Below are 10,492 nucleotides of genomic sequence, written 5' to 3'. Positions count from 1 at the left end.
ATGTCCTGCCCGAAGAACGGCTTGTGCTGCAGCACCATCTTGAAGCCGTTATATTCGGCCGGATTGTGGCTGCCGCTGATCTGGATGCCGCCATCTACCTCCAGCGTCGCCTCGGCATAATAGAGCATCGGCGTGGGGCCGAGCCCGGTGCGCACGACATCGACACCGCTCTCGCTCAGGCCCCGGACCAGTTCGTCACGCAGCGAGGGCGAGGAAACGCGCCCGTCCCAGCCGACCGCGACGCGCGTGCCGCCCGCGCGGCGCACGACGCTGCCGAAGCCGCGCCCGATCGCATAGGCATCGTCCGGTCCCAGGCTTTTCCCGACGATCCCGCGAATGTCATATTCGCGCAGCGAGGTCGGATCGAAACGATGGGCCATGGAAACTCCTGTTGAATGACGTCGCCGACTAGACGCACGAGATCGTTACGGGTTCAAGTGTTGCGTCGCAGCAAAATGTCGCGGGCCTGGTTCACGCGGCGGGCGAGCTCGTTGGACCCACCCACGTCCGGGTGAACGCGGGCGACCAGACGACGGTGCGCGGAGCGGACCTCCTGCGCGGTCGCGTCGGGCGGCAGGTCGAGCAGCCGGCACGCCTCCTCGCGGCTCATCTTAACATCCACCGCGGTATTGCGCCGGAACCACAGCCACCAGCCCGCCCCGCCCAGCGCGAACAGGCCCATCGGCATGTTGGTCTTGAGCAGCTTCAGCGCGACCAGCGCCGCGATCGCCGCGGCGACGTCGCCGATCCGGATCGCCTGCGGGTCGCGCGTCCGCCACGCCCAATATCCTGCCGCCGCCGCGGCGAGCAGAACCAGGCCGATCATGCCGCCCGCGCGCGCCCGCTCTCGGGATCGGGCAGTTGCAGCCCGGCGATCAGCTCGCGCAATTCGCCCCGCGCCGCGACATGCGCCATGCCCGCATCCTGCCCGATCGCGCCCAGATCGAGCAGGGTCAGCCCCTTCGGGAACAGCTCGCGATAGACCACGCGCTCGGACAGGCCGGGAATGACGCGAAAGCCGACCCGCTTCGACAGTTCGGCAAGCGCGGCGGCGACGCGGCGCATGTTGCGCGCCTCCAGATGCTGGAGCCGGTTGCGCAGGACCACCCAGTCGACCGTCGCGCCATCGCGCTTGCCGCGTGCTTTCCGCGCATCCCACACCAGCTCGGCATAGAAGCTCGGCCGGCGGATCTTGTACGAATCGGGATCGACCTGGCCGATCAGGTCGAGATCGACGAAGCTGTCGTTGATCGGGGTCACCAGCGTGTCGGCGGTCGAAATGGCGACGCGGACATGGTCGTCGTCGCGGCCGGGCGTGTCGATCACCAGGATGTCGGCATCCGCGGCCAGCGCGTCCATCCGCGATTCGATGCTGTGCCCGGCGGCGGGGTCGAACGTCTCGTGCACCGGCAGCGGCAGATCCACGCCGTCGCGCTTCATCAGCGCCGCGCGGTTTTCGAGGTAGCGGCCGAGCGTGCGCTGACGCGTATCGAGATCGATCGCCGCCACCCGGCGGCCGCGCGCGGCCAGCGCCACGGCGGTGTGGACCGCGGTGGTCGACTTGCCCGATCCGCCCTTTTCATTGGCGAAGACGATCCGATATGCCGCCATTTCTCTCCTCAAGCGCTCGTTCCGTGTCGCTTAGAGGCGGGCCGCGACCGGTGCAATCGCCGCCACGGTTCGTCGCGCGAAACTGTCGTTAACGCTTCGGTGAGGATGTTGCGCGAAAACGGGCCTATGGCACGGATGGCACGATTCGATGATCTGCTGGGCAGCGCGGAAGGTTGCGACGAGGTCGCGGCGTTCGAGCTGGCTATGTGTTACGCGAGCGGCGCGGCGGGCGCCCCGGTGGATCTGGTGCAGGCGCACCGCTGGTTCAACGTCGCGGCGGCATGGGGCAATGCCGACGCGCTTCCCTGGCGCTCCGAGATTGCGGACGAGATGAGCCGGGTCGAGGTCGCGGAGGCACAGCGGCTGGCGCGCACCACGCTCGCCCACGCGCGCCGGGCGGCCTGATCGCTCAACCCCGTCGGTACGGGGCGTAGTCGGCCAGCCCTTCGATGTCGTCCGCGACCGCTGCGCGCTCGTGCGTCAGGAAGTCCGCGACGGCGCGGCGGAACCCTGGATCGGTGATGAAGTGCGCCGAATAGGTCGCCGTCGGCAGATAACCGCGCGCCAGCTTGTGCTCGCCCTGCGCCCCCGCCTCGACCCGGTCGAGTCCGCGCGCGATCGCGGCGTCGATCGCCTGATAATAACAGAGCTCGAAATGGAGGAACGGCACCTCCTCCACCGCACCCCAGTAACGCCCGTACAGCGTATCGCGCCCCAGCAGGTTGAGCGCGCCCGCGATCGGCCGGCCATCGCGTAGCGCCAGCATCAGGATCACGCGCTCGCCCATCCGCTCACCCAGCAGCGAGAAGAAGGCGCGGGTCAGGTATGGCCTCCCCCACTTGCGCGCGCCCGTATCCTGATAGAAGGCCCAGAAGGCGTCCCAATGCGCCTCTTTGATGTCCGCGCCGCTCAGATGCACGAAGTCGAGCCCGTCGCGCGCGGCCGCACGCTCCTTCCGGATCGCCTTGCGCTTGCGCGACGCCAGCGCGCCGAGAAAGCCGTCGAAATCGGCGTAACCGGCATTTTCCCAATGAAACTGGCGGTCGGCGCGGATCAGCCAGCCCGCCGCCTCGAACAGCGGCACCTGCTCAGGCGCGACGAAGGTCGCATGGACCGACGAGAGATCGTGCTGCGCCGCCGCCGCCTCGGCCGCGGCGATCAGCGCGGGCGCGAGCGCCGGATCGCGCAGCAGCAGGCGCGGCCCCGGCACGGGGGAGAAGGGCACAGCCACCTGCAGCTTCGGGTAATAGCGCCCGCCCGCGCGCTCGAACGCGTCGGCCCACGCGTGGTCGAACACATATTCGCCCTGGCTGTGACTCTTGGCATAGGCGGGAAGGATCGCGGCGGGCAGACCATCGTCGCCGTCGATCACGATCGGCACCGGCTGCCATCCGGTCCTGGCGGTCGCGCTCCCCGAATCCTCGAGCGCGCTCAGGAATGCATGGCTGACGAACGGATTGTCGTCGCCGGCGCACGCATCCCATGCGGCCGCCGGTATGTCGCTCACGCCGCCGGCCATGCGCGCGACGACCTGGCTCATCCGATCAGGCCCGGACGGCGACGACCGCGTCGGCCTCGACGATCGCATTGAGCGGCAAGGCCGGCACACCTACCGCGCTGCGCGCATGCCGCCCGGCCTCGCCGAACACCGCCTGCATCAGTTCCGACGCGCCATTGGCGACCTGCGGCTGTGCGAAGAAATGCGGGGCCGACGCGACGAACACCCCCAGGCGCACCACGCGCTCGACCCGGTCGAGCGAGCCGAGCGCGGCCTTGATCTGCGCGAGCAGCATGATCCCGCACCGTTCCGCCGCCTCGCGCGCATAGCCGTCATTCTCGTCCTCGCCGCACCGCCCGGTCATCACCGTGCCGTCGGCGCGAAAGGGAAGCTGCCCCGACAGATAGAGCATGCCCCCTGCTTCGATCGCGGGAACATAGGCCGCCACCGGGGCGGCGGGCGCGGGAAGGACGATGCCGAGTTCGGCGAGGCGCTGGTCGATGCTCATCGCGCCGCCTTCTTCCCCCGCGCCGCCGCCGTCAAGGGAGCGGATCACCCCTGAACCGCGCCAGCACCCACTCCACCGCCTCGTCCCACCGGTCGATCCGCGCATGGGCGTGCGGGGCCGGCGGGATGGTCGGCGCGATCGCGGGCTCGCCGATCATGTGCAGCCGGAACACGTCCGGCGCATGCGTCGCGACCGATTCGTGGTGCCCTTCCAGATCGTCGACGAACACGGTCACCGTCGCCGCATGCTCGCTCGCCAGCCGCGCGACCGGCATGCCCTTGCCGCCCTGATTGCACACCACGCGGTGGCGGATGCCGTGCGCCGCGAGTTGGGCCGCCCGCCCGGCATGGCACCAGTCCTTCAGGTTGGTCAGGATGACGATATCCGACACTTCGCCGATCCGCCCGAGCGCTTCGGCCGCGCCGGGGGTGAGCGTCTGCCGCTCCATCTGGCTCGCGAAGAAGCCGTCGAGCAGCGGCCACACCTCATGCTCCGGCACCAAGCTGCCGCACGCCTTGCGGGTGAGCGCGTCGGCAAACGCGCCGCCTTCCGGCCGGAAGGTGATGGCATGCGCCTCGTCCAGCCACTCGCCGAAGTGCCGCACCATATGCAGCAGCACCTCGTCGCAATCGGTGATGAGGAGCGGCCGGCTCTTCGTTCGAGATCCCGGCGCGCCGCGACGAGCGCCTCGGGCTTCACGCCGACCGCCTCGGCGCAGGCGATCAGGTCGGGCTCGTGCGCCTCGACGAATCCCAGGATCGCCGCGAGCAAATGAGGCTCACCGATCCGTTGGCGCAGGTCGCCCGGCTCGATTCCGGTCAGCGCCAGCATGCGATCGGTCCGCCCCGGATCGGAAAGCGCCCAGCCGAGCGCCGAAAGAGCCAAAGTGAAGGAATTGTCATCCACGGCTCCGGGGGATGGTGTAACCATGATCTCTCTGTTTTTGCGTAGCGTGTAATAGGGGTTAATCGGTTGGCGAAGAGCGTGGTCATTGTCGAGGACAATGAGCTCAACCTGCGTTTGTTCTGCGATCTGCTCGAGGCGCATGGGTACGAGGTTTATCCGGTGAGCGACGGTCGGGAGGCGGTGGCGCGCGTCCGTTCGCGCAAGCCCGATCTGGTCGTGATGGATATCCAGATGCCGCACGTCAGCGGGCTCGACCTGATCGAAACGATGAAGGGCGACAGTGAGCTGGGGACCACCCCGATCATGGCGGTCACGGCGTATGCCAATCGGAATGACGAACGGCGCATCCGCGACGCCGGCGCGGAAGCCTATGTTTCCAAGCCCGTGACCATCCACCGCTTCCTGGACGAGATACGGACGCTGATCGGCTGAGCGTCAGGCGGTCACGATATCGCCGTCGCGGACCGCGACCGGCCAGGGCGTGAGCGACGCGCCCGCGCAGGGGCCGCCGACGCAGCGCCCGTCATCGACCGTGAACAGCGCGCCGTGCCACGAACAGCGGATCAGCGCGCCGTGGACGGTGAGATAGTCGTCGAGCGTCTGCGCGAGCGGCAGGCCCATGTGCGGGCAGGTGTCGCGATAGCCGAACACCCCGTCGCCGCGCCGCACGACGAAGCCGTGAAACCGTCCCGCGCGCAGCTGGAGCACGTAATTGCGCGCTGTCCCCGGCGCGATGGCCGCAAGCGGCCCCAGCGCGATGCCGGCGGGCGTGGCCGACAGGCGGGCCTCGCTGTTCATGCCCGGTCCGCATCGGGCTGGCGATCGGGATGCGCCGCCGCTACCGCGTCGATCGCGCGCACGCGCTCCACCGTCGCCATCAGTCGGGGATAGGGCGACAGGTCCACCCCGAACCGTGCAGCGTTATAGGCCTGCGGGACGGTCAGGCAGTCGGCCAGCGTCGGCGCATCACCATAGGCAAACACTCCGCCGTGGCGGGCGATCATCTTCTCCAGCGCGGCGAAGCCATCGCCGATCCAGCGCGCGGCCCAGCCATCGATCACTTCCTGCGATGCACCAAGGTCGCTCTTCAAATATCTGAGAATACGCAGATTGTTGAGCGGGTGGATGTCGCACGCGATCGTCTGCGCCATTCCCCGGACGATCACCCTCCCGGTCGCGTCGGGCGGGAGGAGCGGCGGGTGTGGATATGTCTCGTCGAGCCATTCGATGATCGCCAGGCTCTGCACGAAAACGTCCTCGTCCGTCTCCAGCGCCGGCACCAACCCTGCCGGCGCGATCGCGCGATAGGCCGCCTCCTTGTGCCCATTGGTGCGCAGATCATGGCCGGTCTGCGTGTAGGACAATCCCTTGAGCGCGAGCGCGATCCGCACGCGATAGGCCGCGCTCGACCGCCAGTATCCGTGCAGGCGAAGCATGGTCATGGCGCGGGCGCGATCGTCGCGCGGCAGGGGCCGAAGCCGATCGACACATAGCCTTCGGCACGCGCGGTCGCGCTCAGCAGGATTTCGTCGCCATCCTCGACGAAGGCCCGCGTCTCGCCGGTCGGCAGGGTGACGGGGCTCCGCCCCCCCTCCCCGATCTCCAGCAGGCTGCCATAGCCGCCGGGCTTGGGCGCCGAGATGGTGCCTGTTCCGATCAGATCCCCCGGCCGCAAATTGCACCCATTCGAGGCGTGATGCGTCACAATCTGCGCCACCGTCCAGTACATGTTGGTCGCCGGCCCCCGGCTCAAGCTCATCGGCGCGATGCCGCGCTCGCGCATTGCCGCGCTGCGGATTTGCACCTCCAGCTCGATGGCGAGCGCGCCATGCGCCTGGTCCTCCTCACCCAACAAATAAGGCAAGGGCGCGGGGTCGCCGGGTGGCCGGGCGGGCTGCGCGCGGCGGAAGGGGGCCAGCGCCTCGGCAGTCACCACCCAGGGGGAGATCGTGGTGTGGAAATTCTTGGCGAGGAAGGGGCCGAGCGGCTGATACTCCCACGCCTGCAGGTCACGCGCGGACCAGTCGTTGAGCAGGCAGAAGCCCGCCACATGACCGGCGGCCCGATCGATCGGGCTCGGCTGGCCGAGCGCGTTTCCGGGCCCGACCCACACGCCCACCTCCAGCTCGTAATCGAGCCGCCGCGACGGCCCGAACGTCGGCGCGTCCGCGTCGGGCGCCTTGCGCTGTCCATTCGGCCGCACCACCGCCTCGCCCGACGGGCGCACCGATGACGCGCGGCCATGATAGCCGATCGGGACATATTTATAGTTGGGGAGCAGCGGGTTGTCCGGACGGAACTGGCGCCCGACGTTCGTCGCGTGATGAATGCCGACATAGAAGTCGGTGTAATCGCCGATCGTTGCCGGCAGGTGCATCCGACAGTCTTCCGCCACGTGCAGCGCCGGCCTCACCGCAGCTTCATGCGCCGGGTCCGACAGCAGATCCGAAAGCCTCCGCCTGAGCGCCCCCCGCTCGTCCGACGGCAAGGCCATCCACGCGTTGAGCGTGTCGCCCGCGGCCGCCTGCACGGCCGCCTTCGGGAGCAGAGGAGCGGTCGCTGCAAGGTCGAGGATCGCGTCGCCGATCGCCGCGCCCGCGCGCGGCCCGCCGCCCGGCGGCGAGAAGACGCCGAACGGCAGGTTCTGCACCGGAAAGTCGGGATGCCCGTTCGCGCTTGTAACCCAGCTCGTCCGCGCCGGATCGTGCGTTTCGTCGATCGCGCTCATGGCAGGCGCGCCTTGGCGAAGCCCGCCCAGCAATCGTCATAGTCCAGTTGCATCAGCGGCGTCTCGCTCGCCCAGCGCGTCGGGCGGATGACGTGCGCGCTCTCGAACATGAAGGCCATCGTCCCCTCGATCCGGTGCGGGCGCAATTCCGCCGCGACCGCCGCTTCGTAGCTTGCGCGGTCGGGCCCGTGCCCCGCCATCTGATTGTGCAGGCTCGCCCCGCCGGGCGCGAACCCGCCCGCCTTCGCGTCATACTGCCCCTCGATCAGCCCCATGAACTCGCTCATCACGTTGCGGTGGAACCAGGGCGGGCGGAAGCTGTGTTCCGCCACCATCCAGCGCGGCGGGAAGATCACGAAGTCGCAATTGGCGGTGCCGACGCGTTCGCCCGGACTGGTCAGGACGGTGAAGATCGACGGATCGGGATGGTCGAAGCTGACCGTGTTGATCGTGTTGAAGCGGCGCAGATCGTAGCGCCACGGCGCGAGCGTGCCGTGCCACGCCACCACGTCGAGGGGCGAATGATCGATCGTCGTGGTCCACAGGCGGCCCTGAAACTTCTGGATTACCTCACACGGCGCGTCCTGGTCCTCGAACCATGCCGCCGGCGCCTCGAAATCGCGCGGGTTGGCCAGCCCGTTGGCGCCGATCGGCCCCAGATCGGGCGGGCGGAACGGCTGCCCGTAATTCTCGCAGACATAGCCACGCGCCGTCCCCTCCGCCTCGACCCGGAAGCGCAGCCCGCGCGGGATGAGCGCGACCTGGAGCGGCGCGACCTCGATCCGGCCAAGCTCGGTCACGATCCGGATCGCGCCCTCCTGCGGCACGATCAGCAGCTCGCCATCGGCATTCTGGAACGCGCGCCTCACCATGGATCGGTCAATCGCATAGAGGTGGATCGCGATGCCGGAGCCGGCCGCGACATCGCCATTGCCGGCATAGGTCACCAGCCCGTCGATGAAGTCGGCCGGCCGTTCGGGCATCGGCAGCGGGTCCCAGCGCAGCCGGGTCGGGCCCGGCGGCACCTCGACGAACGGTGCGGTGCGCAGAAGCGTCGCGCCATCATAGGGCCGATAGGGCGGATGGCTCGCGGTCGGGCGCAGCCGGTACAGCCACGACCGCCGGTTTTCGGCGCGCGGCGCGGTGAAGGCGGTGCCCGATAGCTGCTCGGCATAGAGGCCGAACGGCGCGTGCTGCGGCGAATTCTGCCCGACCGGCAGCGCGCCGGGCACCGCTTCGCTCGCGAAATGGTTGCCGAAGCCGGTCAGGTAGGCGGCGCTACCCGCATGTCCGGCGGCCGGGTCGCTGGTCGGCATGTCGCTCACCCGCGCTCACGCATCGACCGTGATTACGCCACGCCGGATCTGGTCGAGCTCGATCGATTCGTACAGCGCCTGGAAATTGCCGTTGCCGAACCCCTCATTGCCCTTGCGCTGGATGATCTCGAAGAAGATCGGTCCGAACATCGTCTCGGTGAAAATCTGGAGGAGAATGCCCTCCTCGGTCGACCCGTCGATCAGGATTCGGTTGCGCCGCAGCCGCTCCAGGTCCTCGCCATGGCCCGGCACGCGCTTGTCGACCAGCTCGTAATAGGTCTCGATCGTGTCCTGCAGGCGCACGCCGCGCGCGCGCAGCTTCTCGACCGTGGCGTAGATGTCGGCGGTGGTCAGCGCGAGGTGCTGGATCCCCTCGCCGTTATAATCGCGGATGAACTCCTCGATCTGGCTCTTGTCGTCCTGGCTCTCGTTGAGCGGGATGCGGATCGCGCGGTCGGGCGCGATCATGGCCTGGCTGAACAGCCCGGTCGCCTTGCCCTTGATGTCGAAATACTTCTGCTCCTCGAAATTGAAGAGCGTGCGGTAGAATTCGGACCAGACGCGCATCTGCCCGCGCCGGACGGTGTGGGTGAGGTGTTCGAGCCGGTCGAGCCCCACGCTGTTCCGCGCCTCCGCCTCGCGCCAGCCGGGAACTTCCGCCCAGTCGGCGTACAGGTCCGCACCGTCCCTGATGAAATAGAGATAGGATCCGCCGATCCCCTCGATCACCGTATCCTCCTCCTGCGTCCGCCGTGCGCCATGGTCGATCGCACAGGCGAGCGCGGCGTCGGGGTCCGCCACGCGGAACGCCATCGCGCTCGCCGACGCGCCATGTTCGTTGCGGAACGCGGCGACGCGCCCATCGGCGTCGCGGTTGAGCATCAGGTTGATCCGCCCCTGCTTGTACCGGGTGATGTTCTTGGCCGGGTGGCGATGGGTGGCCACGAAGCCCATCTGCTCGAACTGGCGCGCCATCGCCTCGGGATCGGGCGAGGTGAATTCGACGAACTCGAAACCGTTGAGGCCGAGCGGGTTGGCGGGATCCTGCGGCACGGCGTCGCTCTCCAATCTGGTATCTTATGAAACCATAATCCGCCTTTGCGGTGTTGGTGTCAAATGATACCAAATCGCATGGTCGCCAGCCCGCTCCGCCTCGACGATTTCCTGCCCTATCGCCTGTCGATCGCATCCAATCTGGTGAGCGAGGTGATCGCCGACGCCTATCGCGCGCTGTTCGCGCTCTCGATCCCCGAATGGCGCGTGATCGCGGTGATCGCCGAGGAAGAGGCGATGACCCAGCAGCAGGTCGGCCGCCGTACCCGGATGGACAAGGTCACCGTCAGCCGCGCCACCCTCGCGCTCGAAAAGCGTGGGCTGGTCGCGCGCACGCGCCACGCGACCGACCGCCGGGCGCAGACGCTCGCGCTGTCGGCCAGCGGGCGCGACCTCTACGCTGCGGTCGCGCCCAAGGCGCTCGATCTCGAACGCCGCCTCTTCGCCGCCTTCGCGCCGGGCGAGCTCGACGCCTTCACCACGATGCTCGAACGGATCGAGGCGGCGGCGCAGGCCGCGCGCGGCTAAGGCTCAGAAAGGCAGCATCCCGAAATATTTGAGCACACCCAGCACCGCGATCAGCAGCGCGATCGCGGCGATCACGCCGCCCATGCTGCCGCCGCTGCGCTCGATCACCACCTTTTCGCGTTCCTCGGCCATCATCGTCTCTCCGGTTCGTTGCCGCTCCGAAACGCCGATCGCATGGGGCCGTTCCGAACCTTTCACCGCACGGCTTCGGGGATGACGCGCGTCAGGGGCGGCCACGGCCGCCCCTTTTTCAGCCCTCAGCCCTTCTGCGTCGCGATCCAGCGATCGACCACGCGGTCGAGGATCGTCAGCGGCATCGCGCCGTCGCGCAGCACGGTGTGGAA

General features: G+C 68.5%; 14 protein-coding genes and 2 pseudogenes. 3 read left to right on the top strand and 13 right to left on the bottom strand.

The window, feature by feature from the left end; all coding sequences use genetic code 11:
- The 3 genes and pseudogenes from ACOJSF_RS01675 to ACOJSF_RS01665 form a co-directional block, all read right to left on the bottom strand.
- A pseudogene (locus ACOJSF_RS01675) lies at positions 1-380 on the bottom strand (phosphomannomutase); the annotation flags it as partial.
- Positions 381-433: 53 nt separating this feature from the next.
- Positions 434-826: a molecular chaperone DnaJ gene (locus tag ACOJSF_RS01670; RefSeq protein ID WP_420140504.1), complete on the bottom strand. Its 393-nt coding sequence runs from the start codon at positions 824-826 to the stop codon at positions 434-436.
- Positions 823-1,611: a division plane positioning ATPase MipZ gene (locus ACOJSF_RS01665; RefSeq protein WP_420140503.1), complete on the bottom strand. Its 789-nt coding sequence runs from the start codon at positions 1,609-1,611 to the stop codon at positions 823-825. The genes ACOJSF_RS01670 and ACOJSF_RS01665 overlap by 4 nt, the downstream gene beginning before the upstream one ends.
- A gap of 135 nt (positions 1,612-1,746) precedes the next feature.
- Here ACOJSF_RS01665 and ACOJSF_RS01660 point away from each other — a divergent pair, with 135 nt between their 5' ends.
- Complete coding sequence (locus ACOJSF_RS01660) at positions 1,747-2,016, top strand: hypothetical protein (RefSeq protein WP_420140502.1); 270 nt, start codon at positions 1,747-1,749, stop codon at positions 2,014-2,016.
- Between the two features lie 4 nt (positions 2,017-2,020).
- Here ACOJSF_RS01660 and ACOJSF_RS01655 read toward each other — a convergent pair whose 3' ends face one another.
- From ACOJSF_RS01655 to ACOJSF_RS01640, 4 genes and pseudogenes are all read right to left on the bottom strand, one after another.
- Positions 2,021-3,151 (bottom strand): GNAT family N-acetyltransferase, encoded by a 1,131-nt coding sequence (locus ACOJSF_RS01655; RefSeq protein ID WP_420140501.1) that lies wholly within the window; start codon positions 3,149-3,151, stop codon positions 2,021-2,023.
- A 4-nt stretch (positions 3,152-3,155) separates the two neighbouring features.
- Positions 3,156-3,617, bottom strand: a complete 462-nt coding sequence (locus tag ACOJSF_RS01650; RefSeq protein WP_420140500.1) for a RidA family protein — start codon at positions 3,615-3,617, stop codon at positions 3,156-3,158.
- Positions 3,618-3,648: 31 nt separating this feature from the next.
- Positions 3,649-4,224 carry an HAD family hydrolase gene (locus ACOJSF_RS01645; RefSeq protein ID WP_420140499.1) on the bottom strand — a complete coding sequence of 192 codons (576 nt, stop codon included), beginning with the start codon at positions 4,222-4,224 and terminating at the stop codon, positions 3,649-3,651.
- A gap of 110 nt (positions 4,225-4,334) precedes the next feature.
- Positions 4,335-4,448 (bottom strand): annotated as a pseudogene (locus ACOJSF_RS01640) (DUF3572 family protein); the annotation flags it as partial.
- 141 nt (positions 4,449-4,589) lie between these two features.
- Here ACOJSF_RS01640 and ACOJSF_RS01635 point away from each other — a divergent pair.
- On the top strand, positions 4,590-4,955 hold the full coding sequence (locus ACOJSF_RS01635) for a response regulator (RefSeq protein WP_420140498.1): 366 nt from the start codon (positions 4,590-4,592) through the stop codon (positions 4,953-4,955).
- A 3-nt stretch (positions 4,956-4,958) separates the two neighbouring features.
- On the opposite strand, the gene ACOJSF_RS01630 is transcribed toward ACOJSF_RS01635, so the two are convergent.
- From ACOJSF_RS01630 to hppD, 5 genes are read right to left on the bottom strand one after another with little or no spacing between them, the layout of a single operon-like run.
- Complete coding sequence (locus tag ACOJSF_RS01630) at positions 4,959-5,321, bottom strand: Rieske (2Fe-2S) protein (protein ID WP_420140497.1); 363 nt, start codon at positions 5,319-5,321, stop codon at positions 4,959-4,961.
- Positions 5,318-5,965 carry a maleylacetoacetate isomerase gene (gene maiA / locus ACOJSF_RS01625; protein ID WP_420140496.1) on the bottom strand — a complete coding sequence of 216 codons (648 nt, stop codon included), beginning with the start codon at positions 5,963-5,965 and terminating at the stop codon, positions 5,318-5,320. The genes ACOJSF_RS01630 and maiA overlap by 4 nt, the downstream gene beginning before the upstream one ends.
- Positions 5,962-7,251: a fumarylacetoacetase gene (fahA, locus tag ACOJSF_RS01620; RefSeq protein ID WP_420140495.1), complete on the bottom strand. Its 1,290-nt coding sequence runs from the start codon at positions 7,249-7,251 to the stop codon at positions 5,962-5,964. Before fahA ends, maiA begins: the two co-directional genes overlap by 4 nt.
- Complete coding sequence (gene hmgA / locus ACOJSF_RS01615; protein WP_420140505.1) at positions 7,248-8,567, bottom strand: homogentisate 1,2-dioxygenase; 1,320 nt, start codon at positions 8,565-8,567, stop codon at positions 7,248-7,250. Before hmgA ends, fahA begins: the two co-directional genes overlap by 4 nt.
- 15 nt (positions 8,568-8,582) lie before the next feature.
- On the bottom strand, positions 8,583-9,635 hold the full coding sequence (gene hppD, locus ACOJSF_RS01610) for a 4-hydroxyphenylpyruvate dioxygenase (RefSeq protein ID WP_420140494.1): 1,053 nt from the start codon (positions 9,633-9,635) through the stop codon (positions 8,583-8,585).
- Between the two features lie 63 nt (positions 9,636-9,698).
- On the opposite strand from hppD, the gene ACOJSF_RS01605 reads away from it, so the two are divergent.
- Entirely contained in the window at positions 9,699-10,148 is a 450-nt protein-coding gene (locus tag ACOJSF_RS01605; RefSeq protein ID WP_420140493.1) for a MarR family winged helix-turn-helix transcriptional regulator, read from the top strand.
- 3 nt (positions 10,149-10,151) lie between these two features.
- On the opposite strand, the gene ACOJSF_RS01600 is transcribed toward ACOJSF_RS01605, so the two are convergent.
- Entirely contained in the window at positions 10,152-10,283 is a 132-nt protein-coding gene (locus ACOJSF_RS01600) for a hypothetical protein (RefSeq protein WP_420140492.1), read from the bottom strand.
- Positions 10,284-10,492 lie beyond the last annotated feature (209 nt).

The organism is Sphingomonas sp. (genome assembly GCF_048594985.1).
Classification (GTDB): Bacteria; Pseudomonadota; Alphaproteobacteria; order Sphingomonadales; family Sphingomonadaceae; genus Sphingomonas_I.
Note: the sequence above shows the minus strand (reverse complement) of the source record. Positions and strands in the feature narration are given on the sequence as shown.

Excerpts from the sequence above, each read along its gene's own strand:
- ACOJSF_RS01670 (WP_420140504.1), bottom strand. The coding sequence starts at position 826 with ATGATCGGCCTGGTTCTGCTCGCCGCGGCGGCGGCAGGATATTGGGCG.
- ACOJSF_RS01665 (WP_420140503.1), bottom strand. The coding sequence starts at position 1,611 with ATGGCGGCATATCGGATCGTCTTCGCCAATGAAAAGGGCGGATCGGGC.
- ACOJSF_RS01660 (WP_420140502.1), top strand. The coding sequence starts at position 1,747 with ATGGCACGATTCGATGATCTGCTGGGCAGCGCGGAAGGTTGCGACGAG.
- ACOJSF_RS01655 (WP_420140501.1), bottom strand. The coding sequence starts at position 3,151 with ATGAGCCAGGTCGTCGCGCGCATGGCCGGCGGCGTGAGCGACATACCG.
- ACOJSF_RS01650 (WP_420140500.1), bottom strand. The coding sequence starts at position 3,617 with ATGAGCATCGACCAGCGCCTCGCCGAACTCGGCATCGTCCTTCCCGCG.
- ACOJSF_RS01645 (WP_420140499.1), bottom strand. The coding sequence starts at position 4,224 with ATGGTGCGGCACTTCGGCGAGTGGCTGGACGAGGCGCATGCCATCACC.
- ACOJSF_RS01630 (WP_420140497.1), bottom strand. The coding sequence starts at position 5,321 with ATGAACAGCGAGGCCCGCCTGTCGGCCACGCCCGCCGGCATCGCGCTG.
- maiA (WP_420140496.1), bottom strand. The coding sequence starts at position 5,965 with ATGACCATGCTTCGCCTGCACGGATACTGGCGGTCGAGCGCGGCCTAT.
- fahA (WP_420140495.1), bottom strand. The coding sequence starts at position 7,251 with ATGAGCGCGATCGACGAAACGCACGATCCGGCGCGGACGAGCTGGGTT.
- hmgA (WP_420140505.1), bottom strand. The coding sequence starts at position 8,567 with ATGCCGACCAGCGACCCGGCCGCCGGACATGCGGGTAGCGCCGCCTAC.
- ACOJSF_RS01605 (WP_420140493.1), top strand. The coding sequence starts at position 9,699 with ATGGTCGCCAGCCCGCTCCGCCTCGACGATTTCCTGCCCTATCGCCTG.
- ACOJSF_RS01600 (WP_420140492.1), bottom strand. The coding sequence starts at position 10,283 with ATGATGGCCGAGGAACGCGAAAAGGTGGTGATCGAGCGCAGCGGCGGC.